The sequence below is a fragment of the Actinomadura sp. NPDC049382 genome, assembly GCF_040677125.1.
In the GTDB taxonomy this organism is placed as follows: Bacteria; Actinomycetota; Actinomycetes; order Streptosporangiales; family Streptosporangiaceae; genus Spirillospora; species Spirillospora geliboluensis.
In genome coordinates this window covers 13,727-38,369 of the sequence record NZ_JBFARO010000057.1, presented here as the reverse complement: position 1 = coordinate 38,369, position 24,643 = coordinate 13,727, and the positions used below count along the sequence as shown (strand labels likewise).

General features: G+C 72.7%; 19 protein-coding genes. 11 read left to right on the top strand and 8 right to left on the bottom strand.

Features of this window, described 5'->3' with window-relative positions; all coding sequences use genetic code 11:
- The 4 genes from AB0K34_RS27950 (at position 1) to AB0K34_RS27935 (ending at position 7,557) form a co-directional block, all read left to right on the top strand.
- On the top strand, positions 1-1,416 hold the full coding sequence (locus AB0K34_RS27950; protein ID WP_138639515.1) for an LCP family protein: 1,416 nt from the start codon (positions 1-3) through the stop codon (positions 1,414-1,416).
- Between the two features lie 14 nt (positions 1,417-1,430).
- Entirely contained in the window at positions 1,431-2,726 is a 1,296-nt protein-coding gene (locus AB0K34_RS27945) for an acyltransferase family protein (protein WP_364551920.1), read from the top strand.
- A gap of 150 nt (positions 2,727-2,876) precedes the next feature.
- Positions 2,877-6,377: a CDP-glycerol glycerophosphotransferase family protein gene (locus AB0K34_RS27940; RefSeq protein WP_364551917.1), complete on the top strand. Its 3,501-nt coding sequence runs from the start codon at positions 2,877-2,879 to the stop codon at positions 6,375-6,377.
- A gap of 172 nt (positions 6,378-6,549) precedes the next feature.
- Positions 6,550-7,557 carry a CDP-alcohol phosphatidyltransferase family protein gene (locus AB0K34_RS27935; RefSeq protein WP_364551914.1) on the top strand — a complete coding sequence of 336 codons (1,008 nt, stop codon included), beginning with the start codon at positions 6,550-6,552 and terminating at the stop codon, positions 7,555-7,557.
- Here AB0K34_RS27935 and AB0K34_RS27930 read toward each other — a convergent pair.
- The 7 genes from AB0K34_RS27930 to wecB all read right to left on the bottom strand — a co-directional run bounded on the left by AB0K34_RS27930 (position 7,545) and on the right by wecB (position 15,845).
- Positions 7,545-9,134 carry a hypothetical protein gene (locus AB0K34_RS27930; protein ID WP_364551911.1) on the bottom strand — a complete coding sequence of 530 codons (1,590 nt, stop codon included), beginning with the start codon at positions 9,132-9,134 and terminating at the stop codon, positions 7,545-7,547. The genes AB0K34_RS27935 and AB0K34_RS27930 overlap by 13 nt on opposite strands.
- A 143-nt stretch (positions 9,135-9,277) precedes the next feature.
- On the bottom strand, positions 9,278-10,429 hold the full coding sequence (locus tag AB0K34_RS27925; RefSeq protein WP_364551909.1) for a glycosyltransferase family 4 protein: 1,152 nt from the start codon (positions 10,427-10,429) through the stop codon (positions 9,278-9,280).
- 8 nt (positions 10,430-10,437) lie between these two features.
- The gene (locus tag AB0K34_RS27920) at positions 10,438-10,950 is read right to left on the bottom strand and encodes a hypothetical protein (protein WP_364551906.1); all 513 of its coding nucleotides are present in this window, start codon (positions 10,948-10,950) and stop codon (positions 10,438-10,440) included.
- Positions 10,951-11,288: 338 nt separating this feature from the next.
- A complete protein-coding gene (locus AB0K34_RS27915) occupies positions 11,289-11,711 on the bottom strand; it encodes a hypothetical protein (RefSeq protein ID WP_138638158.1) in 423 nt (140 codons plus the stop codon).
- Positions 11,712-11,891: 180 nt separating this feature from the next.
- Positions 11,892-14,072, bottom strand: a complete 2,181-nt coding sequence (locus tag AB0K34_RS27910; RefSeq protein WP_364551903.1) for a glycosyltransferase family 1 protein — start codon at positions 14,070-14,072, stop codon at positions 11,892-11,894.
- Between the two features lie 11 nt (positions 14,073-14,083).
- A complete protein-coding gene (locus AB0K34_RS27905) occupies positions 14,084-14,782 on the bottom strand; it encodes a hypothetical protein (protein ID WP_240807929.1) in 699 nt (232 codons plus the stop codon).
- Positions 14,775-15,845 carry a UDP-N-acetylglucosamine 2-epimerase (non-hydrolyzing) gene (gene wecB, locus AB0K34_RS27900; RefSeq protein WP_364551942.1) on the bottom strand — a complete coding sequence of 357 codons (1,071 nt, stop codon included), beginning with the start codon at positions 15,843-15,845 and terminating at the stop codon, positions 14,775-14,777. Before wecB ends, AB0K34_RS27905 begins: the two co-directional genes overlap by 8 nt.
- 54 nt (positions 15,846-15,899) lie before the next feature.
- On the opposite strand from wecB, the gene AB0K34_RS27895 reads away from it, so the two are divergent.
- The 3 genes from AB0K34_RS27895 (at position 15,900) to AB0K34_RS27885 (ending at position 19,901) form a co-directional block, all read left to right on the top strand.
- Positions 15,900-17,342, top strand: a complete 1,443-nt coding sequence (locus AB0K34_RS27895; RefSeq protein ID WP_364551900.1) for a glycosyltransferase family 4 protein — start codon at positions 15,900-15,902, stop codon at positions 17,340-17,342.
- Positions 17,343-17,361: 19 nt separating this feature from the next.
- Positions 17,362-18,624, top strand: a complete 1,263-nt coding sequence (locus AB0K34_RS27890; protein ID WP_138638162.1) for a nucleotide sugar dehydrogenase — start codon at positions 17,362-17,364, stop codon at positions 18,622-18,624.
- A gap of 149 nt (positions 18,625-18,773) precedes the next feature.
- Positions 18,774-19,901, top strand: a complete 1,128-nt coding sequence (locus AB0K34_RS27885) for a glycosyltransferase family 4 protein (RefSeq protein ID WP_364551898.1) — start codon at positions 18,774-18,776, stop codon at positions 19,899-19,901.
- Positions 19,902-19,925: 24 nt separating this feature from the next.
- On the opposite strand, the gene AB0K34_RS27880 is transcribed toward AB0K34_RS27885, so the two are convergent.
- Positions 19,926-21,854: a PQQ-binding-like beta-propeller repeat protein gene (locus tag AB0K34_RS27880; RefSeq protein WP_364551896.1), complete on the bottom strand. Its 1,929-nt coding sequence runs from the start codon at positions 21,852-21,854 to the stop codon at positions 19,926-19,928.
- 187 nt (positions 21,855-22,041) lie between these two features.
- Between AB0K34_RS27880 and AB0K34_RS27875 the strand changes: the two genes are divergently transcribed.
- Genes AB0K34_RS27875 through AB0K34_RS27860 form a run of 4 tightly spaced genes read left to right on the top strand, consistent with a single transcriptional unit; the run spans position 22,042 to position 24,641 of the window.
- Positions 22,042-22,638: an HD domain-containing protein gene (locus tag AB0K34_RS27875; protein WP_364551894.1), complete on the top strand. Its 597-nt coding sequence runs from the start codon at positions 22,042-22,044 to the stop codon at positions 22,636-22,638.
- Positions 22,639-22,695: 57 nt separating this feature from the next.
- Positions 22,696-23,193, top strand: a complete 498-nt coding sequence (locus AB0K34_RS27870; protein WP_364551892.1) for an SRPBCC family protein — start codon at positions 22,696-22,698, stop codon at positions 23,191-23,193.
- A gap of 51 nt (positions 23,194-23,244) precedes the next feature.
- On the top strand, positions 23,245-23,979 hold the full coding sequence (locus tag AB0K34_RS27865; RefSeq protein WP_364551890.1) for an acetoacetate decarboxylase family protein: 735 nt from the start codon (positions 23,245-23,247) through the stop codon (positions 23,977-23,979).
- Entirely contained in the window at positions 23,976-24,641 is a 666-nt protein-coding gene (locus tag AB0K34_RS27860) for an SDR family NAD(P)-dependent oxidoreductase (protein ID WP_364551888.1), read from the top strand. Before AB0K34_RS27865 ends, AB0K34_RS27860 begins: the two co-directional genes overlap by 4 nt.
- Positions 24,642-24,643 lie beyond the last annotated feature (2 nt).

Sequence of the window (24,643 nt, the reverse complement as noted above, 5' to 3'; positions counted from 1 at the left end):
ATGAACAGCAATCCGATGTACATGGAGTACGTCGACGACGCCGATCCCCAAGCGGCGCCGCGACGCGGCTGGCGCATCCTCGGATGGGTGTGCATCGGGCTGTCGGCGGTCATGGTGGCCGGCTCCCTGACGGCCTACGGCCTGTACCGCAAGGCGTTCGGGAACATCTCGCACGAGGACGTCAACGCGCAGCTCGGCCCCAACCGGCCGAAGAAGCTGAACAGCGCGATGAACATCCTGCTCCTCGGGTCCGACACCCGCGCGGGGTCCAACGGCAAGTACGGGCGCGGGCTGAAGAACGAACTGCCCCGCTCCGACACGATGATCCTGCTGCACCTGTCGCCCGGCGGCGGGCAGGCGATGGGGATCAGCTTCCCCCGCGACCTGATGATCCCGATGCCGTCCTGCAAGGGCCGCAAGGGCGAGACGATCGCGGCGCAGTCCCGCGCCCAGATCAACTCGGCGTTCACCAACGGCGGCGCGGCCTGCGTCATCAAGACGATCGAGAGCATCTCCAACATCCGCATCGACCACTTCATGCAGGTCGACTTCACCGGGTTCAAGACGATCACCACGGCGGTCGGCGGCGTGCCGGTCTGCCTGCCGAAGGCGGTCAACGACCCGAAGTCCGGGCTCCGGCTGGGCAAGGGCCCGCACAAGATCAAGGGTGAGACGGCCCTGGCGTACGTGCGCGTCCGGCACGGCCTCGGCGACGGCTCCGACACCGACCGCATCAAGCGCCAGCAGAAGTTCATGGGCTCGCTCGCCAACCAGGCGATGAGCGCCGGCGTGCTCAGCAACCCGAAGAAGCTCTACACGCTGATGAACGCGGTCACCAAGTCGCTCACCACCGACGAGGAGCTGACCCCGGACGTCATGATGGACATCGCCCGCGAGATGCAGGGCATGACCTCCGGCAAGCTGCGGTTCGTGACCGTCCCGTCCGGCCCCGACCCGCAGGACCCGAACCGCGTCGCGCTCCGGGACGCCGCGCAGCCGTTCTTCGCGGCGGTCCGCAACGACAAGACCGTCCCGAAGGAGCCGAAGGCCGGGACGCCGAAGATCTCGCCGAGCCAGGTGCGGGTGCGCGTCTACAACGGCAGCGGCGTCCAGGGGCAGGCCGGGCGCGTCGCCGACGACCTGGAGTCGCAGGGCTTCCAGGTGACGGTCGGCGGAAACGCACCGGCCGCCACCCCGGCCACCAAGGTGTTGTACGGTGCCGGTGCCGACCAGCAGGCCCAGACGCTCGCCGATCTGATCCCGAGCAAGCCCCAGCCGACGGCGCGCAAGGGCGGCACGCCGGGCGTCGTCGACCTCGTCGTCGGGCGGAACTGGACGGTCCTGAAGAGCGCCGGCGCCGGCATCCCGAAGCAGGAGGGCGAGATCCGGGCCAGCGACAACATCTGCGACACCTGACCCCGGACGGCCTCATGACCTACCCCAGCCGGCCTCCCGGAGCCGAGCCGCCTCCCGGAGCCGAGCCGCCCCCCGCCCACGAACCGCAGGCGCCCCTCGGCGCGGCGGTGCCCCCCGCTCCCCGGGCGCCGGGCACGGCGGCCATGGCGCCGCCCGCGCCGGGCACCGCGCCGCCCGCCCCCGGCACGCCGCCGAGCAGCGCGGCGGGCAGTGCGGCGGGCGCGGCCTCACCGGGGCAGGGCGCGCGCCCGCGCAAGCCGCGTGACCCCTTCTTCGACAACGCCAAGTACTTCGCGATCCTGCTGGTGGTCGCGGGGCACGTCATCGCCAACATCCGGTCGGACGTGCCGATCGCCAAGGCGCTGTACCTGTTCATCTACATGTTCCACATGCCGCTGTTCATCGTGATCACCGGCTACCTCTCCCGGAACTGGACGTTCTCCACCGGCAAGGCGCGCAAGCTCATCACCCACGTCGGCGTGCCGTACGTGGTGTTCGAGGTCGCGTACGAGCTCTACGCCTGGCTGGGCAAGGGCGGCGAACTCACGATCAGCCTGCTGAAGCCGTACTGGCTGATGTGGTTCATGTGCGCGCTCTTCCTCTGGCGGCTGTCCACCCCGGTGTGGCAGCAGATCCGCTGGCCGCTGGGCATCGCCCTGCTGTTCGCGCTGCTGTCCTACATGAGCGATCTCGGCGGGACGTTCAACATCCACCGGGTGCTCGGGCTCCTCCCGCTGTACGTGCTCGGCCTCACGCTGAAGCCCGAGCACTTCGAGCTGCTCAAGAAGCCGATCGCCCGGCCGATCGGCGCCGCGGTGCTCGCCGGCGGGCTGGCCATGGCGTACTTCGCCAAGGACCGCATGACGGAGAACTGGGTCTTCTGGAAGACCCCGTACGAGGACCTCGGCGTCAACAACGTCACCGGCACCGTGATGACGCTGGCGATGTTCAGCTGCGCGACGGTGCTGGTCGCGGCGTTCCTCGCGGTCGTCCCGCGCGGGCGGCACTGGTTCAGCGCGCTCGGCGCCACCACGCTCTACACGTACCTTTTGCACGGGTTCATCATTCGGCTGCTGGACTACCTCGATTGGTGGGAGTTCGCCTGGATGCACACCGTTCCGGGGACGATCATTCTCCTCGGCGCGTCCGCCGTCCTCGGCACCGTGCTGTGCAGCCCGCCGGTGGTGCGGTGCATGAGCTGGGCCATCGAACCCAAGATGACCTGGGCATTCACGTCCCTGCGCCGTCCCGCCGGGCGCGGCCCGGCCGGCAAGGGCGCCAAGCGTGCGGCCGGCGGGCAGGCCCGTTAGCCCGCCGGGCGGCGCCCCCCGCCGAGACGAATCTCGTGTTGTGCCATGTCGGATATCATCAACTCGGCCTTATCCGCCTCTTAATCCCGCAGTGAAGCGGATTTCACCATCCCGCCACAATTTGGCGCTCGTCCCCCTGGGGAGAACCGGTTGTCACCGCTGCTGAGCATCGTCGTCCCGTTCTACAACGTCGAGGCCTATCTGGAGGCCTGCCTGGAGTCCGTCGCCCAGCAGACGCTGAGCGACCTCGAGGTCGTCATGATCGATGACGGCTCCACCGACGCGAGCGCGACGATCGCCAAGGAGTTCGAGACCCGCGACCCCCGCTTCCGGCTGGTCCGCCAGGAGAACCAGGGCCTCGGCCTCGCCCGCAACGCGGGCCTGCCGCACACCTCGGGCCGCTACCTCGCGTTCATCGACAGCGACGACATCATCCCCCGGTACGCCTTCGACCTGATGGTCGGCTCGCTGGAGGAGACCGGCTCCGACATCGCCTGCGGCGCCGTGCGGCGGATCGGCATCAACGGCCTGCAGCGGTCGGCCATGCACGACGACATCTTCCCGATCGACCGCAAGGGCACGCACGTCCGCAACTTCCCCGAGCTGCTGTGCGACCGCACCGCCTGGAACAAGGTCTTCCGCCGCGCCTTCTGGGACAAGCACGACTTTAAGTTCCCCGCCGGGCTGTACGAGGACATCCCGGTGACGATCCCGGCGCACGTCCTCGCCTCGAAGGTGGACGTCCTGCGCGAGGTCGTCTACCACTGGCGCATCCGCGAGACCGGCACCCGCTCGATCACGCAGCGGCGCACCGAGCCGGGCAACCTCGCCGACCGGATCCGCTCGGTGCGCGCGGCCTCCAGCTTCCTGGCCAAGAACGCGCCGGACCTGAAGGACGCCTACGACCGGTCGGCGCTCGCCGACGACATCCGGATCTACGTCAACGTCGTCGACCAGGGCGACGACGCCTACCGCGAGTCGTTCCTCGCGCTCGTCAACGAGTTCCTCGACGAGATCGACCCGAAGCTCCTCAACGACCTCGCCGCCATCGACCGGCTGAAGTTCCACGCCGTCCGCGAGCGGCTGATGGACGAGCTGATCGACATCGTCTCGTTCGCCAAGAGCAACCCGATGCGGCACAGCGCGATCCAGCGCGAGGGCGGCGGCGACACCTGGTACGGCGACTACCCCTACCTCGGCGACCCGCGCTTCCCCGACCACCTCTACGCGCTGTCCGACGAGCTCAAGCTGCAGACCGGCGTCGACGAGATCATGTGGCACAACGGCCGGCTGCGGATCGAGGGCCACGCCTACATCGACCGGATGGACGCCCCCGGCCCCGACGACAGCACGATCGAGGTGGAGTTCCGCAAGCGGCGGATGGTGCTCGTCCCGAAGATCCTGCGGCCGAAGCCGGAGCGGATCCGGCGGCCCGACGTCACCGCGCAGAGCGGCCAGGCCACCGCCTGCCACGACTGGTCCGGCTTCGCCGTCGAGATCGACCCCGCCCAGCTCGGGTCCAACGAGGGCACCTGGCACATCTTCGTCACGGTGACCACCCACGGCATCAAGCGCCGGGGCAGGCTCACCACGCCGCGCGGCGCGGGGCTGTGGCCGCCGGACCGCGAGGTCGCGCCCGGGATGCTGATCAAACCCAAGTACACCCAGGCCAAGGAACTGATCGTCGGCGTGCAGCCGGTCCGCGCCCTGGTGACCGACGTCAAGGTGGACGGGGAGCGGCTGCTGCTGTCCGGCCGGGTCCGGCAGGCCGACGCCGCCTACGTGCGCAAGGGCGAGATCACCGCGGCGTACCGGCAGGGCACCACGACCGTGTCGTGGCCGATGACCGTGACGAAGGACGCCCCCGCCGGGCACCTCGGCTTCACCGCCGTCGCCGACCTCAGGGACCTCGCCGAGGGGCTGGGCGCCGGGGGCGCGGCCGCCGGCGGCACGGCCGTCACCGACAGCATCGAGTGGGACTTCTCCCTCACCGCCAAGGGCGAGGACAGGCTGCGGCTGGCCGTCGAGGCCGACCTGCTCGACCTGCGCGCCGACGTGGCCGGCCGCGAGTACGACGTCATCGCCACCAACTACGGCAACCTCACGCTGGTCGAGCGCGCCCCCCGGCCCACGATCACCCGGGTCGAGTGGCTGGACGGCACCACGATCCGGGTGACCGGCACCAGCGCCGACGAGGGCACCCGCCCGGACCGGCTGATCATGCGCCGCCGCCGCACGTCCGACGTCCACGAGGTGCCGCTCAGCTGGGACGGGCCGGCGTTCACCGCGCTGCTCAACGCCCGGCGCGAGAGCGGGTTCCCGCTGCCGACCGGCCGGTGGGACCTGTACGTCCCCGGCGAGCACGGCGAGATCAACATGGGCATCGACCGGGCGACGCGCAAGGCGCTGCCCGAGCCGCGGTTCGTGGGCGTGCACGAGCTGTCGCTCCAGTCCCACCGCGGCGACCTGCTCCACCTCTGGATCCGGACGGCGCTGAGCGACGACGAGCGCGGCCCCTACGCGCAGCGCAGGCTGCAGCGGCACTACTACTCCTCCGCCAACACCGCGCCGCTGCGCGACCTGGTGGTGTTCGAGAGCTACTTCGGCCGCCAGTACTCCTGCAACCCGCGGGCCGTCTTCGAGGAGATGCAGCGGCGCGAGCCGGGGCTGGAGTACGTCTGGTTCACCGCCGAGGGGCAGTTCGACGTGCCCGAGGGCGCCCGGACGGTGCTGCGCGGCACCCGCGAGTACTACGAGCTGTCCGCGGCGGCGCGCATCGTCGTGAACAACTGCCTGCAGATGCAGGGCTACGCCAAGCGGCCCGGGCAGGTCTACCTCCAGACCTGGCACGGGACGCCGTACAAGCACATCGGCTACGACCTGGTGAAGAACGGCCGCATCGCGAGCAACACCACCAAGCTCAGCCGCTACGAGGAGGACGTCCCCCTCTGGGACCACCTCATCTCGCCGTCCGCGCACGTCACCGGCATGCTCCGGCAGGCGTTCCGGTACGAGGGCGACGTCCTGGAGGTCGGCTACCCGCGCAACGACCTGCTGTTCGCCCCCGACCGGGAGGAGCGGGCGCGGCGGGTGCGGGAGCAGCTCGGCGTCCCGCACGGGCGCCGGGTCGCGCTCTACGTCCCGACCTGGCGGGAGGACATCTGGCTCACCCGCGGGCGGCAGGCCGAGCTGGTGCTGGACACCGCGCGCCTCACCGCGGCGGTCGGCGACGAGTACACGATCCTGGTGCGCCAGCACCACATGGTCGCCGACCGGACGGCCGGCATCGGCGGCGACGTCATCGACGTGACCCGCCACCCCGACATCACCGAGCTGTACCTGATCGCCGACGTGGTGATCACCGACTACTCCTCGGTGATGTTCGACTTCGCCGCGACCGGCCGGCCGATCCTGTTCTTCACCCCGGACCTGGAGTTCTACCAGGAGGAGCTGCGGGGCACCTACTTCGACCTCACCGCGGAGGCGCCGGGCCCGCTGCTGCGCGAGGTCGACGAGGTCGCCGACGCGCTCCGCGACCTCGACGGCGTCACGTCGACCCACCTTCGCGCCTACACGGCGTTCCAGAACCGCTACTGTGCGATGGACGTCGGTCAGGCGGCCGCGCGGATCGCGGACCGGCTGCTGGGTTGACGATCATCGGTGACAAGTCGGCAACGACGCGCCGGGCCCGCTCCCGGGGGGAGTAGATTCTCCCTTCGGGAGCGGGCCCGGGCGCGTCATCGTCCCTTGTCAGCGGCCGGTTCCGCGTCTGCCACCCCGCGGCCGGGGCCCGGATCTCCCATCACGAAAGGACGGCTCTTCAATGGCGGACTTCACGCTCGACGACGTCCGGCAACGGACGTACAAAGCGCGTGACGCATGGTGGACGGTCCTGCTGGTCGACCCCCTCGCCTCCCGGCTGGTCAAGTTCACCGCCAACCGGACACGCATCACCCCCAACCAGCTCACCGTCGGAGCTCTGATCCTCGGCCTGGCCGCCGGCGCCTGTTTCGCCGTTGCCACCCCGCTCTGGCTCGTCGTCGGCGCCCTGCTCTACCACCTGTCGTTCACGCTCGACTGCATGGACGGCAAGATCGCCCGCCTGAAGGGCACCGGCTCGGTCTTCGGCGCCTGGCTCGACTACATCTTCGACCGCGTCCGCGTCCTCGCCTGCGCCATCACGCTGATGGCGGGCCAGTACCACAACACCGGGAACACCGCCTACATCTGGACCGGCCTCGCCGTCGTCTTCCTCGACATGCTCCGCTACATGGACGCCCTTGAGATCTACAAGGTGCGCAACCAGATGCGGGCGACGCTGCGCACCGCGCAGGAGAGGGCGCAGGAACTGCTGGACGAGGCCGCCCGGGCGGAGGGCGGGCCGTCCGCGGCGGCCGCGGCCGACGACCGGCTCCGCTCGGCGCAGGCCGACCTGGAGCCCTCCGAGGCCGACCTGGAGGACCAGGTCGTCGCGGAGAACCCGAACATCGCGCTGCAGCAGGGGTTCAACCAGCGGTTCCCGTGGTACGCCCGGATCCGCAACGTGCTGATGCGCGGGCGCATCCGGCCGCACCTGATCAGCGGCATCGAGTTCCAGATGGGCGTCTTCATCGTCGCGCCGCTCATCGCGGCGGTCGTCTCCGGCGCGGTGATCCCCGTGGTGGCGGTCAGCGCGGCCGGCATGCTCTTCTTCGAGTTCGTGATCATCTACAAGTTCTGGCTGTCCAGCCGGGACTACGGCCGCAAGCTCGCCGATGTGCAGGCCGTCATCGCCGAGCAGGAGGCCCGATTTCCCGAGCGGGCGCAGGTGAGCGCCGGTCAGCAGGCCTGACCGGACGGCGCCGGATCCAAGGACGTCCCCTGGGAACCCTTCCCGGGGGACGTTTCCTTTTCCCCGTCGCTCGGCTCGGCCCCGGACCCGTCGTCCTTCTCCGCGTCCTTCGCCGCGTCCGGACCCGCGTCCTCGGCCTTGTCCTCGGACTTGTCCTCGGTCTCCGGGGCCGTGACGGGGGCGGGGGCGGGCGGACGGCGGGCGAACGCCAGGCCGGCGGCGAGCGCGGCGAAGGGCATCGCGGGCAGCACGTACCGGTAGTCGAAGTCGGCCGTCGCCGCCGGGACCACCAGCAGCGCGAGCCCCGTGCCCCAGGGCAGCAGGACGGCGCCGCCGAGCCGCCGGATCCGCAGCAGCAGCCCGATCAGCCCGATCAACATCATCGCGCCGAGCATGGGGCCGCGGACGTAGAAGCGGTCCTGGTAGTCGCGCATCCATTCGGCGTAGGGGTCCACCACGCGCGGCTGCGCCGTGTCGCCGCCGTAGGGGTAGGCGACCATGGCGTCCCAGTCCCGGAGGACCGCGCCCACCGGGAACTCGTACTCGTCGGCCGTGATGCGCGTCGGGTAGGGATGGCGCTCCCATTCGAACGCGCGGAGCGTGTCCCGCAGGACGGTGTCGAGGTAGGCGCCGGGCTGCTCGCGGATGGCCTCCTTGGCGAACTCGCCCGCCAGCTCGTTGGCCCGGGGGTCGCGGATCCCGTCGGGGAACTGGCGGAAGGGCGAGTCGTTCCCCCACAGCGCCCTGAAGGCCGGGGCCGCGCCCCGGCGCTCCGGCAGGTGGTCGCGGCAGAACGCGGCGACCTCCGGGTCCGGCTTCATGACGGTGCAGTCGGCGAAGTCGACCGTGCGGCCGTACAGCCAGACGTTGCTCGTGTTCGTCATGGCGAACTGGCCATGGGCGGAGTGGAACCACGACATGTAGGCCACGACCGGGATCACGGCCGCCGCCACCGCCGCCGTGACGGCGCGCCAGCCGGCCCGCCGCACCAGCATGCAGAACACCACGACCAGCAGCATCGGCAGCCCGACGGAGCGGACGAGCGCGCCGCAGGCGACCAGCAGGCCCGCCAGCGCCCCGGTCCACCAGCTCATCCGCTCCCGCCACAGGACGACGGCGACGGCGGCGAACAGGACGACCGTGAACAACCCGTCCGCCATCAGCAGGTGTTCCAGCTCGATCTGGTAGGCGTCGTACAGGACCGGCACGCTCACCGCGGCGCCGACGAGACTCGCCGGCCACCACCAGCGCCGCGCTCCCGCACGGACGGCCCGCCACACCAGGACGTAGACCAGCACGCCGGTGAGGAGGCCGAGCAGGTGCTGCGTCCACAGCAGGACCGTGAAGCTGTGGAACGGGCCGAGTGCCCAGAGGAAGAGCGAGTACCCGCTCGGCCGGAGGACCGAGGGCTCCAGGTCCAGCGCGCCCTGCAGATAGGTCGCCGAGTCACCGAACCACAGGGGGGACGGGTAGCCCTTCATCGCGACCCAGCGGACCGCGAACGCACCGGCCAGCACGACCAGGAAGAGCCCATGGACGAGCAACGACCGTCCGGCGGCTCGCAAAAGCACGGGCAATTTCGGACGCTGTCCCATCGTCTCCCCGCCAGGATCGCCTTGCGGCACCACGTTATGCCACCGACCCGGACCCCCAAGTGGAGTCCGGGTAAATCACCTGATGAAGGACGGGCGCGCGCAGGAACGCCCGTCCGGCCGCCGCGTCAGCCCTTGGCGGCGGTGAGATCGGCGAAGAGCCGCTCCCACATGTCGCCGATCACGTCGGGGCCGTACCGCGCGGCCGTCTTGCGGGCCCCGGCGGCGAGGTCGCTCCGCAGGTCCGCGTCCGCGATCACGCGGCTCAGCTCCGCCGCCAGCGCGTCGGTGTCGCCGGTCGGCACCAGCAGGCCGTCCTGGCCGTGCGTCAGGATCTCGCGCGGCCCCACCGGGCAGTCGAAGCTCACCGCGGGCAGGCCGCAGTTCAGCGCCTCCAGCAGCACCATCCCGAAGCCCTCCGACCGCGAGCTCATCGCGAAGATCGACGCCTTCGCGAGCTCCTCGTCCAGCCGGGTGGTCGGGCCCATGAGGAACACGTGGTTGTAGAGGTGCAGGTCCAGGACCATCTTCCGGAGGCGCTCCTCCTCGGCGCCGCCGCCGAAGATCCGCAGCGTCCAGTCGGGGTGCCGCTCGACGACGGTCGCGAACGCGCGGATCATCTGGTCGAAGCCCTTGGCGCGGTCCAGCCGGCCGGCCGAGACCACGACCTTCCGGCTCAGGTCGGACTGCGGGACGTCCAGCGAGTGCAGCGGGTTCGGGATCCGCGCGATGCGGCCCATCCCCGGGAACGCCTCCGAGTACGAGGCGTGGTCGGCCTCGGTGAGGGTGACCAGGGCGTCGAAGTCGGGGTAGGCGGAGTCGATCGCGGCCCGCCACTCCTTGTTGTGCCAGGACAGGTGCGCGTGCTCCTGCACGACCCGGACCAGCCCGGGGTCGCTGAAGTGCTTCGCGATCAGCGTGATCGTCGGGCGCGTGCAGACGAGGATGCCGTCGTCGACGGTCCGCAGGTACTCGATGAGGGCGTTCACACGGGCGCGGCTCTCGGCCGTCGCCGCCATCTTCTCCGGGAACAGCGAGTGCCAGGAGGTGTCCTCGGCGGCCGGGTCCCGCGGCGTGTGGTCGACGCCGGGACGCCCGTCCACGAGGGGCTTCAGCCGCACCCGGGGATCGAGGTGGAACGGGAGGTCGTCGCTCGAACGCCACATGGTGACGAGGTCGACCTCATGGCCGCGCTCCACCATCGTGTTGGCCTGGGTGAAGATCGTGCGGACGGTCCCGCCGACCCCGTGGGCGTTGTAGAGCAGGTAGGTGATATGCAAGGGGTCCCTCACCGCTGGCTCTGGTCGCGGCGTGCGCACCGGATGGACAGGTGGTCGCCGTCGGTGTAGTAGGGACGGACGGCGACCTTCGCGGAACCTTCGACCGTCTGCTGCGGGAAGGTGACGATCTGCTTCTTGCCGGGCATGTCGTCGAGGTGGCGGCCCAGCCGGAGCGTGACGTCCCGCTCGTCGGCCACCGTGACGAGGTACAGGTCCCACAGCTCCTTCGGCGGCGCGTCGCGCGGCGCGAACATCTCCAAGGGGATCTCCACCTCGAAGCCGCTGCCGTCGGTCGCCGCCGGGATCGTGAGCACCGCGGGGGACGGCGCCCCGCCCGCGATGGCGCGGGCCTTGTTCAGCACCCGCCGGCCCAGCGAGGGGCGTGCGGCGTTCTTGCGCGTCCGGGACGCGAGCCGCAGCCGCCACCGCGCGCCCTCCGGCACGGGTGAGGACACGACCTCGCCTTTGATCACGATACGGCCGTCCCGGGGCCATACCTCGGAGATCTCCGCATGCGCCATGGTCCCGCCCCCTTCCGCTGGATTTCGAACGACCCGCCGCGCCGCCATCGGGGCCGCACCGGCCCCGGGCCTCGGACCAAGATCTTAATGGTCAAGATCCCGATAAATGACAGGTCGCTGCAAAATACCTCACTCTGGAAGCTGACCGGCATTTCGCGGCGGTCGCGACCGTTGGGGGCACGGAGCGCGACGAAAAAGTGACTCCGGCGATACCATTCCGCCATCGCGAAAGGGCGGATCTCCGGTGGCGGGCCTCACGCTCGGCGAAGCCCGCGACCGGGGGTGCCGCCACGCGGGACGTCCGCGGGCGGCACCTCCTGATGGTCCGCGGGGGGCGTTCAGTCGCGCCAGGCGAGCGCCTTCGCGTTCCCGCCGACGAGCCGCCCGGTGCCGGTGCCGTGCTGGACGACCTGGAACCGGACCCGCCGGCCCGAGCTCACCGCGTCCGCCGGCAGCGAGTAGTTGATGTAGGTGCTCCCGTCGGCGGCGACGTACTCGGCGATCGGCCCGTTCTCCTCGTTCCCGTCCGAGTCGGCGCGCTCGACGGCGCGCGCCTGCACCCGGGTGCCCGGCGGGACGTCCTCGATCCGCACGTTGGCGTTGAGCGTGTACCGCGCCGGGCCCTCGACCACGGACGGGCCGCCCTCGTTGCGGTGGTGGTGGCCCGAGTCGGAGTACTCGTAGTCCCACCTGACCGTGACCCACTTGCCCGGCGGCAGGTTCTGCGCGTCCTTGACCCCGACGCTGACGTATTCCGGCATGTCGTCCTCCTCGTCGCTGCGGTCCGGTCCTCGGCGCTCACACCGGAGCAGGGCACGACCCTACGACGACACCAAGGTCGATCGCTGCCATTCTCCGGCGATGGCCGTGCGGGTGAAGGACGACATGGTGATCCGAACGTCCGTCTGGTGGTGCCGGCCGTCCGTGCCGGTGCGCGCAGCTCACCTCCCGGAGGGCGTTGGCCTCCCTGCCAGGAGGTCCGTCCACTGGCGGCAGACTTCGGGCAGGGCGTAGGCCGCCTTGACCTGCTCTCTCGCCAGCTCGGCGTCCTGCTGCCAGCGGCCGAGGGAGACGGTCGTCGCGATGGACGCCGCCATCGCCGACGGGCTCTCGTGGATCCAGCGGGCGTCGTAGATCGTGTCGGCACCGGGCCAGTTCAGCAGCGCCGGGACGGCACCGGACGCCATGCCCTCGGCCGGGGCCAGGTGGAAGCTCTCGTCGTCGCTGGTCGACAGGACGAAGCCGATGCGGCGCAGCCAGGACGCCACATCGCGGCCGTAGCTGTCGAAGACGACGCCGCCGGAGAGCAGCCGCGACCGGCGGATGCGCCGGAACGCCTTCTCGTAGTGGTCCCGCTCCTCCTCCTTCTGCCAGATCCACCAGTACTCCCAGGGGAGCTTGGACTTGACGAAGAGGGTGAAGCGCGGGTCGTCGCGGCGGAGCTCCTCGAGGACGTCCAGCGCCAGGTCCAGGCGCTTGCGGGACGGGGCGATGCCGATCATCCCGAGGTGGTGCTCGGCGCCGGGGAGCTTGGCGCGGTCGAGCTGGGCGTCGTCCACCCAGTTCGGGACCGTGACGACCTTCGCGGCCGGCCAGCCGGTCATCTCGCGGGTGAGGTCGCTGTAGTGGGGGCTGACGCAGACGACCTGGTCGACCGCGTCGATGTCGAGCTGCTTCGGCCAGGCCGCGTACAGCTCGAAGCGGTGCAGGCGGACGACCAGGCGCTGGTCGGGGCGCTTGCGGCCCGCGAACCACAGCGCGTTGGGGCCGCACCATTCGCAGATGATGACGTCCGCCCAGTCGACGAGGTCCTGGCTGCGCTGCTCGTCGTGCGCCTTGAGCGCCGCCCAGTGGTCGACGCGGACCTCCATGTCGGAGCGGGAGCGCAGGTAGTCGAGCAGGCGGGTGAAGAACTTCAGGTCGTGGCCCGCCACGCCCACCCGCAGCGGGCGCTCCTTCACCGCCAGGACGCTCTCGGACGGCTCCGGGAACGCCTGCGCGAGGTGGCCGCGCAGCCGTTCGGCGGCGGCGTCGAGGGTGAACCCGGTGGCGGCCGCGCGGCAGCGGTCGGCGGCGAGGGTGTAGACGTCCGGGTTCTTGCCGATGAGGGTGAGGGCGTCCAGGACGTCGTCCTCGGTGGCGGCGAACAGCGGGTAGTCGGTGCCGAGGAGCCGCTCGTGCATGGGCGTCCGGTTCAGGACGACCGGCACCCCGAGCGTGCCGCATTCCAGCACCTTCGTGGACAGTTCCAGGCTCGCGTCCATGGACGCGTCGCGCCAGGACAGCCCGACGTCGCAGCCCGCGGTGAGGCGCATCGCCTCGGCGCGGGGGTGGCCGCCGTGCCAGACGACGCCCTCGCCGGTCTCCAGCGCGGTCCGCATCCGGGGCGCGAAGCCGGGGTCGGCGGGGTCGTCGTGGACCTTGTCGCCGACCATGTGGAGTTCGGCGTGGACGCCGCGCATGGCGAGCAGGCGCGGCAGCGACGTCATCTCGTAGGTGTTCCAGCGCGGCGCGAACTTGCCCGTGTAGACGAGCCGGAGCGGCCCCTCGGGGGCGCCGGGGGCGCGGGTCTCCAGGCCGTCCGGGAGGACGACGACCGGCGGGAACAGGACGCTCTTGCCCGCCGTCGCGGGGACGGCGCTCTCCAGGAAGCCGCGCAGCTCCTCGGTCTGGCAGAGCAGGACGCGGGAGGCGTCCGCGATGCGGCGCAGGCCGGCCTTCGCGGCGGCGTCGAACTCGCCCGCCGACTGCGGGACGTCGGTGAGGTACGTCCAGAGGCGTCCGGCCAGCGGGCCGGCGGCGAGGGTGCCGGCGAGCCGGCGGCCCCGGACCACGACCAGGTCGTGCGGGGCCTCCTCGTCGACCCGGGCGAGGACCTCCGCCGCCCGCCCCGGCGCCATCGGCGCGTCGGCGAGCCCCTCGGCGTGCGGGCTGCGGACGGTGACGCCGGGCAGGCCGCGCAGCGGGTCGACGAGCCGCCCGGTGCGCACGGGCGCCTTGAGGACCAGGGTCACCTCGCAGCCGGCGCGGGCGAGTGCCTGGACGATGCCCTGGGCCCAGATCGCCGATCCGTCGATGATGTTCAGGTCGACGTCGCCGTAGACGAGGGCACGTGGTCGCACGGTGGTTCCTTTCAACGGGCCGGTGCCGGGGCGGTGCCGGCGTCCTCGGCGATCTCGGCGAGCCGGCCGGGGGCGGTGGCGGTCGCGTCCCAGGGCAGCGCCGCGAGGGTCGCGGGCGGCGCCGCCCCCCACAGGACGCGCGGGAGCCCGCGGGCGGCGGCGATCTCGCGGATCCCGTGCAGCGCGAGGTCCCGGTCGTACATGCCGGGCACGCCCAGGTACGCCCAGGGGCCGCCGGGTTCGCCGGCCTCCGCGTCCACGACGAGCAGGTCCGCGTCGGCGGAGCCGAGCGCGATCGCCGCGTCGTGCGGGTAGAGCGGGATGACCTTGGCGTGCTCGGCGAGCAGCGCCGCCGTGGCGGGGCTCAGCACGCCCGCGACGATCAGTCCGTCGCAGGGGTTGGCGACGAGGAGGCGGTCCTCGGGCCGGTCGACGCGGTCGGGCTGGACGCCGCCGCGGCCCGGCCCGGATCCCGCCGCCACGGGCGCGTTCCGTTTGCGCCACAGCCGGTACAGCTCCTTGGGCAGCCGCTTGCCGCGCTTGGGGTTGCGCGCGGCGCCGGCGACGAGCCGCCCGAACTGGACGGCGGTGGACGCCTCCAGCGCGGCGATCCGCCGCTCCAGCTCCGCGACCCGCGCCTCGCGCTCGCGCAGCGTCGACTTCAGCCGTCCGAGCTGCTGGTACGCCTTCGCGTCCTTGGCGTCACTCACCCAGATACTCCATGATCACTTCGGCGATGCGGGGACCGGCCTTGCCGTCCCACAGGGGCGGGGTCCGGTCGCGCTTCGGCGGTCCCGACTCCAGCGCCTTGCGCGCGGCGGGCACCAGTTCCTCGAAGGTGACGAGGCGGTTCGTGCCGTGCGTGATGGTGATGGGCCGCTCGGTGTTCGGCCGGACGGTCAGGCACGGCACCTCGAGGATCGTCGTCTCCTCCTGGAGGCCGCCCGAGTCCGTGACGACCGCCGCCGCGCCCCGGACCGCCGCGATGAAGTCGATGTACCCGAGCGGCTCCAGGAGGTGCACGCCGGCGTGGTCGTCCAGCCCGGCGGCCAGCAGGTTCGCCCGGCCGCGCGGGTGCACGGGGATGACCAGGTCGGCGAGGTCGGCGACGCCGTGCAGGTGCCGGACGAGCGCGGCGGCCGTCTCCGGCGCGTCCACGTTCGCGGGCCGGTGCATGGTCGCGAGGACGTACCGGTCCGGGAGGCCGTGCTCGGCGCGCACCCGGCCGGTGTCGAAGGAGTCGAGGTTCCCGAGCAGCGTGTCGATCATCGGGTTGCCGACCAGGTGGGTCCGGGACACCGGGACGCCCTCGGCGGCCAGGTGCCCGATGCCCTCGGGGCTCGTGACCAGGCACAGCGCGGAGAGCTGGTCGGTGATCCGCCGGTTGACCTCCTCCGGCATGGTCATGTCGAAGCTGCGCAGCCCGGCCTCCACGTGGGCGACCGGGATGTGCAGCTTGGCCGCGACGAGGGCGGCGGCGATGGTGGAGTTCACGTCGCCGTACACGATGACCAGCGCGGGTGAACGGCTCGTGAACTCCCCCTCCAGGCCGATCATGAGGGCGGCGGTCTGCTCGGCGTGCCCGCCGGAGCCGACGCCGAGGTTCACGTCCGGCTCCGGAAGCCCCAGTTCGTCGAAGAAGATCTCCGACATCCGCGCGTCGTAGTGCTGCCCGGTGTGGACGACCGCCTGCTCGGCACCGGCGGCGCGGAGCGCGGAGATCACCGGGGCCGCCTTGACGAAGTTGGGCCGCGCCCCGAGGACGTGCACGATGGGTGCCAACACAATTTCCCTTCTGTTCATCGGAGCCGCCTAACGTCCGGCCTCGTGGTGAAGAAACCCGTGGTGAAGAAACCCGTCTACCTGGCCGGGCTGGCCTGGAGGCAGCTGCGGGACGATCCCGCGCGGGCGCCGCGGCTGGCCGTCCGGCTCGCCGCGCGGACCCCGCTCGGCGCGCGGCTCCGGGGCTCGCCGCTGGCCGTGCCGAAGCCCCGGGACGTCCGGCGCGAGACCGCGGACCTGCGCGCCCTGCTGGCGCAGCCGGTGCGCCCGGTGCGGGGCGAGCCCCGGCCCGGCGACGGCGTGCTCCAGTTCGTCACGAACGCGCTGCCCTGCACGAACGCCGGCTACACCGTGCGGACGCACCGGATCGCGCTCGCCCAGCGTGAGGCGGGCCTCGACACCCATGTGGTCACCAGGCTCGGCTACCCGCTCAACCAGGGCGTCGGCGACGCGCGGGCGCGGGTGGACGTCGACGGCGTCCCGTACCACCGCCTGCTGCCCTGGCTCCCGCCCGCGGACCCGCGGGACGCCGTCGCGACGAGCGCCGACCTGGCCGGACGGCTGGTCGAGGAGCTGCGCCCCGCCGTCCTGCACGCGGTCAGCAACCACCTCAACGCGGCCGTGGCGCTGGAGCTGGGGCGCCGGCACGGGATCCCGGTCGTCTACGAGGTGCGCGGCTTCCTGGAGGACTCCTGGCTCTCCCGCGACCCCGCGCACCGCGAGACCGACGACTTCTACCGGCTGACGCGCGAGCTGGAGACGCGCCGGATGGCCGAGGCGGACGCGGTCGTGACGCTCGGCGAGGCGATGCGGGCGGAGATCGCGTCCCGCGGCGTCCCCGAGGAGAAGATCTTCACGGTGCCGAACGGGGTGGACGAGGCGTTCCTGGAGCCGCTGCCCGACCCCGGCGACCTGCGCGCGCGCCTCGGCATCCCGGACGGCGCCACGGTCGTCGGCCTCACGTCCTCGTTCTACGGCTACGAGGGCATCGACACGCTCATCGACGCCGCCGCGCTGCTGCGCGACCGCGGGGCGCCCGTCACGCTGCTGCTGGTCGGGGACGGCCCGGAGCGCGGCGCGCTGGAGCGGCGCGCCGCCGGGCACGGCGTGCACGCCGTGTTCACCGGCCGCGTGCCGATGGAGTCCGTTCGCCGATACCACGCCGTCCTCGATGTGTTCGCGGTTCCGCGCCGGGCGGACCGGGTGTGCCAATTGGTGACGCCCCTGAAGCCGATCGAGGCGATGGCAGGGGGAATCCCCGTAATAGCCAGTGATGTCAAGGCTCTTCGCGAAACCGTGGAACCGGGCGTGACGGGGACGTTAACAGTTCCGGAAGACCCGGAAGCATGGGCGAATTGTCTGGAAGACCTGGCTTACGCTCCCGAGCTGAGACGAAAAATCGGGCGGTCGGCCCGGGAATGGGTCGCGGCGGAGCGCACCTGGCGCGCCGTGACCGCGGGATACCGGGCGGCCTACCGACGGACATAGACCGAAGGGAGCCGGGCGCATGGATCTTGTGGTCATCGGACTCGGCTACGTGGGCCTGCCGCTGGTGCGCGAGGCGTGCCGGGCCGGCCTGCGGGTCGGCGGGCTGGACCGGGACGCGCGGGTGGTGGCCGGGCTCAAGGCCGGGCTGTCGCACATCGACGACGTCTCGCCCGCCGAGATCGGGGACATGCTGGAGGCCGGGTTCGCCCCGAGCCTGGACGAGGACGTCCTGGACGGCGCCCGCACCGTGGTCATCTGCGTGCCGACGCCGCTGTCCCCGGAGGGCGGCCCGGACCTGACCGCGGTGCGCGGCGCCGCCGAGACGGTCGCGCGGCACCTGGTCCCGGGGACGCTGGTGGTGCTGGAGTCGACCACCTACCCGGGCACCACCGAGGAGGTCGTCCGGCCGATCCTGGAAACGTCCGGCCTGGTCGCCGGGGAGGAGTTCCACCTGGCGTTCTCGCCGGAGCGGATCGACCCGGGCAACCCCGTCTACGGGGTGCGCAACACCCCGAAGATCGTCGGCGGGCTGACCCCGGCGTGCGCGTCGGCGGCGTCGGCGTTCTACGGCAAGTTCGTCGACCGCGTCGTGGAGGCCAAGGGCACCCGCGAGGCGGAGATGGCGAAGCTGCTGGAGAACACCTACCGGCACGTCAACATCGCGCTCGTCAACGAGATGGCGGTGTTCTGCAACGAGCTCGGCATCGACCTGTGGGACGCGATCGACTGCGCCGCCACCAAGCCGTTCGGGTTCCAGGCGTTCCGGCCGGGGCCGGGCGTCGGCGGGCACTGCATCCCGATCGACCCGAACTACCTGTCGTACAAGGTCAGGTCGCTGGGCTACCCGTTCCGGTTCGTGGAGCTGGCCCAGGAGATCAACGACCGCATGCCGCGGTACGTCGCCGAGCGGGCGCAGCAGCTGCTCAACCGGGAGGGGCGCGCGCTCAAGGGCGCGAGGGTCCTGCTGCTCGGCGTCACCTACAAGGCCGACATCGCCGACCAGCGCGAGTCGCCGGCCCGCCCGGTGGCGCGGCGGCTGGCCCGGCTCGGCGCGGACCTGAGCTTCCACGACCCGTTCGTGGAGTCCTGGGAGGTGGACGGCGAGCAGGTCCGGCACGCGGGCGGCGACCTCGCCGCCGCGCTGCGCGAGGCCGATCTGACGATCGTGCTGGCCGCCCACGCCGCCTACGACGCCGGGACGCTGACCCGGCACGCGCGGCTGCTGTTCGACACCCGCGGCCGGACGCGCGACGCCCGGCGGGAGTCCGTGGAGCTGCTCTAGCCCGCAGCACCCGGCCAGGCGCGAACACACAGGGACGAGTCGCCGGTCACCGGACATGTCGCGGACGGGCGGAATTCATCGGCAATTTCCATCGGCGGCCGAGACTCGTCCTAAGACGATCGATTTCGGCGCCTTACGGAGTGAGTGTGATGCGGGTCTGCGTTTGCACGGTGGTGCACCATCCCGAGGACGCACGCATTCTGCACCGGCAGATCCGCGCGCTGCTCGATGCCGGCCATGAGGTCACATATATCGCTCCATTTCGGGCATGTAATGCGACCCCGTGGCGGGAGCTCAGCCCGGTGGACATCCCCCGCGCCACGGGGCGCCGCCGCCTCCGGGCACTGCGCGCCGCCCACCGGGCGCTCACCGAGCACGCCGCGTACGCCGACCTCGTCCTGCTGCACGACCCCGAACTGCTGGTGGGGCTGCCCCGCGAGGTCCGGCAGCGGACGGTCGTCTGGGACGTCCACGAGGACACCGCCGCCGCGCTGTCGGCCAAGGGCTGGCTCCCCGGCCCGGCGCGCCCGGTGCTGCGCCCGGCCGTCCACCACCTGGAGCGGCGCAGCGAGCGGCGGCACCGGCTGCTGCTCGCCGAGGAGGGCTACCGAGACCGGTTCCGCGGGGACCACCCGGTCGTGCCCAACACCACCTACGTCGCCGAGCGGCCGCCCGGCCCGCCGGACGGCCGCCGCGCCGTCTACGTCGGGCAGCTGTCCCGGGCGCGCGGCGCCCTCGACATGATCGAGATGGCCCGGCCGCTGGCCGCCGAGGGCATCCTGGTCGAGCTGATCGGCGCCGCCGACGCCGACGTCCGGGACGCGCTGCGGGCGGCGCAGCGCGAGGGCGTCGTCCGCTGGTACGGGTTCGTCCCGAACGACCGGGCGCTGCGCATCGCCGAGGGCGCGATGGCCGGGCTCGCGCTGCTGCACGACGAGCCGAACTACCGGCACTCGATGCCGACGAAGGTCGTCGAGTACATGGCCCGCGGCATCCCGGTCGTCACCACGCCGAACCCGCCCGCGGTCGACATCGTCGAGCCCGCCGGCTGCGGGACCGTCGTCCCGTTCGGCGACCCGCAGGCCGCCGCGAAGGCCGTCCTGCGGCTGCGGGACGACCCCGTGCGGCGGGCCGAGCAGGGCCGGCGCGGCTACGAGGCGGCCCGCGCCCGGTTCCACTGGCCCGTCCACGCCGCGCGGTTCGTCGCGCAACTGGAGGCGTGGGCCAACCGGTCGGCCGACGTCGCCGCCGAGCCGGAGCCCGTCCCCGAGTACTGACCCCGGCCGGCGCCGAGCCCCGCGTCAGGCCGGGTGGTGCAGCCGGTACGCGACCGACCGGGCGATGCGCGCCGCCGCCCCCGGCGGCCGGTTCGCCTCCACCACCACGACGTACCGGCCGACGCGCAGCGCGATCATCCCGGCGGTCGGGCCGATCTCGTACGCCTCGTCCCCGCCGATGTCGCGGCGCTTCCTGGCCTGCGACTGCGCGGCCTGCAGGGCGTCCAGCATCCGCGCGGCGGCCTCGTCGGTCTCGCCCACCCAGCGGACGCTCACCGTGAGGCCCCGCACGGGCGGTTCGGCGTCCGCGCTCGCGCTCGCGGACGGCTTCGGCCGGGCCGACCCCGACGCGCTCGGGCTCGACGTCGGCTTCGGTTTCGGCTTCGGCTCCGCCTCCGGCGACGCGCTCTTCTCGCCCTCCGGGCCGTCCTTCGACCCGGGCTCGTCACGCCCGCCGCGGTCCCCGCGCCGCTCGTAGCTGCACGACACCGGACGCGGCAGCCGGACGCCCCCGGCGGACGCGCGGTGCGGCTCGGCCGCGTAGCCGGTCATCCGCGCCGCCGCGAGGTCGGGCCCGGTGAGCAGCGAGCACGCGTCCGGCCAGTCCGCCGCGGGCACGCCGCCGAGCTCGGCCGGGCCGGTGCCGGTGAGCCCGCCGCGCAGCGCGACCAGCCGCGCCGCGCCGTCCGGGCGCGGCGCCGCCTGCGGGACGGCCGCGTACAGCAGCCCGCCCGCCGCCGCCATCCAGGGCCGCGCGCCGGGCAGGTCCGGGTCCATCGAGAACGGCGCCGGGGCCGTGGTCGTGGCGCCGCCGGACGGCTCGACAATGTCGACCCCGGCGGGCAGCAGCCCCTCCGACAGGCGCGGGCGCAGCGCGAAGACCTGCCCGCCTGCCTGCGCCAGCGCCACGTACGCGGGGACGTCGCGGCCCCAGGCGACCCGACCGGACGGCACGTCCACCGCCTCCATCCGGGTCGCGCCGGACCGGGACCCCTCCGGGTGGTAGACGACCAGGAGCCGCCCCGGCACCAGCACCCCCGGGCACATCAGGTCGCCGCAGACCCCGTCGCCCTCCCACATCCCGAACTGGTCGCCCTCGTCGTCGAACGCGCGCAGCGCCGTGCCGTCCGAGACGAGCGTGACGCCGTCCAGCATCGAGACCTCGGGCGACTCCCTGGAGCCGAGCCGCTCGTCCCAGGCGACGGTGCCCTTCGCCGGATCGACCGCGAGCAGCCGGCTGCGGCGCCGCCCGTCCTCCCGGCAGTCCAGGCCGAACGCGGCGAGGACCTCCCGGCCGTCGGCCGGGTGCGCGCCGCCCTCGAACAGCCGGCAGCCGCGCGGCAGCGCCAGCCGCCACACCCGCTTCCCGGTCACCGCCGACACGCCGAACAGCGTCCGGTCCGCGTCGTCGGTGGTCAGCACGATGTCCGAGCCGGCGGGCCAGCGCAGCGTCGACCGCGACACCGCGGCGGGGCGCTCGCCCTCCCGCCGCCACAGCAGCCCGCCCGACAGCGCGTCGAACGCCACCAGCACCCGGTCGGCGCGCTCGCCGTTGCGCTCGAAGTAGGCGACCAGCCGGGACCGGGTGGCGGTCCAGCCGAGCATCGTCCAGCCGGACCGGCGGTAGCTCCAGCGGTCGGCGCCGGTCCGCGCGTCCCGCACCTCGATGCCGTTCCCGGACGCGGTCACGACCTGGCCGAGCGCGACCTGGTAGGAGACGCCGTCGTAGCCCGCGACGGAGCCGTGGTGCGTCGGGGTCGTCCGCTCCCAGCTCACCGCGAGCGGCCCCGGCGGCGGCCCGACCTCGCGCTGCGGCGTGACGGGCTCGCCGGTCACCGTGTGCCGCACCTGCCACCACTCGGCGCGCAGCACGTACTTCTCGACCAGCACGACGCACAGCACGACGGAGACCGCGGCGGAGACCAGGCCGAGCGCGACGCGGACCCTGCCCACGGTCTCCGGTCGGCCACCAGGCCGCTGCCGGCTCCCGACCACGACCGCGCCGCCTCCCTCCGCCGACTGCACCGTGCCCGCCGTTCACCGTGCCCGCTGATTACCGTGCCTGCTGATTACTGTGTCTTGGGACGACACCCACCATGCCGTGTGCGGGGCGTCCGGCGCGACAGAACGGAGTTGAACCATGGAGGTCTTCACTCGCTGGCACACCTGGGACACGGCCCGTGCGGACATCGAGGCGTCCGGCGCCCCGATCGACGTGGACGCCCTGGGAAGGGCGGTGTCCGCCGCGGAGCGCTGGCATGGCGACCAGAAGCGCCCCACGGGCGCACCCTATGTCGAGCATCTGCTGGAAGCCCTCGAAGTGCTGGTGCGCGGGGCCGGGGTGACCGCGCCGTCCGTACTGTCGGCCGCGGTGCTGCACGACGTCGTCGAGGACACCCCGGCGACGCTGCGGGACGTGGAGGACGAGTTCGGCCCGGAGGTCACCGAGCTGGTCGACTGGGTCACCAAGCCGCCGGCGGGCGGGGCCGGGCGGCAGGCCAAGCGCGCCGCCAAGGCCGCCTACCTGCGCCGCCTCGGCGACGCCCCGCCCGAGGCCGTCCGGGTGAAGCTCGCCGACCGGGTCAGCAACGTCCAGACCCTCGACCGGATGCCGCCCGACTTCCAGCGCCGCTACTACGCCGAGACGATCACGTACATCGTCCCGCTGGCCGCGGCCGAGCCCTGGTTCAAGAGCTGGTACGCGGCCTGGCGGGCCGAATACGCCCACCTGCTGTGACCGTCGCTGTGACCGCGCCCCTATGACCGGATGGTCATGAGGTGGGAGGATTCCGCCATGGAACGCGAGTGGGTGGTCGAGGAGAGCACGGCCGTCGCGGCCGGGACCCGGGACGTGTACGCGGCCGTCGCCGACCTGCGCCGGATGGGCGACTGGAGCCCCGAGGTGTTCGCGGTCTGGGTGCGCGGACGGTCGATCGCGCCCGGCACGCGGTTCGTCGGGTTCAACCGGATCGGGTGGCGTGTGTGGTTCACCACATGCCAGGTGACGGCGGCGGTGCCGGGCGAGGCGTTCGCGTTCCGGGTGTCGAGCTTCGGCATGCCGGTCGCGCTGTGGGGGTACCGCTTCGAGGACGTCTCGGACGGCGCGGCCGAGCCCCGGACGCGGCTCACCGAGTACTGGGAGGATCTGCGCCGCGACGGCCGGGGCGCGGCGTTCGTCTCGCTGCTCGGCAAGGTCTTCACCGGCGTCCCGGCGGAGCGGCGCGCCGCCGTGAACCGCGCGGGCATGCGCGCCACGCTCGACCGCATCCGGACGGCCGTCGAGCGGGGTTGAGGCCCCGGCCGGTCCTTGGCAGCAAAACGAGAACCTGTTCTACTAAGCGGTGTGACAAGCACCGTGCAAGCGCATGCCATCCAGGGCGAGCGGGTCACCCTCCCGGTGCGGATCCGCGACGCCGCGGTGGCGTCGGCGATGTTCGCCGTGCCCGCCCGCGCCGCCCAGGCCGTCATCGCCTACTCCGGGCTGACCGTGGCCGAGCCGCTGCCCGGCCGGGCGATCTGCTCGCTGGCGTTCGTCCGGTACGCCGACGGAGACCTCGGGCCCTACCACGAGTTCGCCGTCGCGTTCCTGGTGCGCCCGCCCGGCGCGCCCGCGTCCGGGCTCCTCGGCGGGCTGCGCGGCATCGGCGCGTTCATCCACTGGCTGCCGGTCAACCAGGAGTTCACCCTGGAGGCCGGACGGACGATCTGGGGCTTCCCCAAGGAGATCGCCGACATGCCCATGGACCTGTCCGGGCGCGTCAAGCGGTGCGCGGTGCGGTTCGGCGGGCGCACGGCGATCGAGCTGGCCGTGAAGCCCGGCGTGCCGATGCCGGGGAGCACCGCCGCGCCCAAGGTCGACGCCTACTCGTGCCTGGACGGGGTCACGCGCCGCACACCATGGACGCTCACGCCCTCTGACGTCCGGACCCGTCCGGGCGGGGCCAAGGTCGTCCTGGGCGACCACCCGGTGGCGGAGGAACTGCGCGGGCTCGGTCTGGACCGGGCGCGCGCGCTGAGCACCAGCAGCGTCGGCCACCTGCAGATGGTCTTCGAGGGCGCCGAGGAGGTGCGCCCGTGAGGCGGACGGCACTGGTCACCGGCGCGGCCCACGGCCTCGGCGCGCTGGCCGCGCGGCGGCTCGCGGCGGCGGCCTGGGACGTCGTCGCGGTCGACGTCGACGAGGTGGGCCTGGCGAAGACGGCGCTGCGCTCCCCCAACATGCACGTGCGGGCCTGCGACGTCGGCGACTCCGAGGCCGTCGCCGACCTGCTCGCGGTGATCGGCCCCGTGCACCGCGTCGTGCACGCCGCCGCGACCGCGCCCGCCGCACCCCCGCTGACCCAGCCCCTCACCGAGGTAGAACACGTTCTCCGCACCGATGTGCTCGGTGCGGTGCACATCGCGCGGGCCACGCTGCCGGGCATGCTGGAGCGCGGCTCCGGCGAGCTGGTCCTCTGCGCGCCGCCCCCGGCGGCGGGCGCGACCGCCGCCGCGTCCGGAGCGGTCGCCGCCTACACCGAGACGCTGTACCGCGAGTACGGCGGGCAGGGCGTGGTGTTCCGGTGCGTCCGGCAGGACGGCGAGACGGCACCGCGCCACGTCCTCGACGCGCTGGACCGCTCGTTCGCGCGCCCGCCCGGCGACCTGCACGTACGGCCAGGTCAGGGCCGCGCGGCCCTGCTCGCGCCGGGCCGCGCCGCGCGCCGCCTCGCCCGCGCCCGGACGGCCGCTCCGCACTGAAC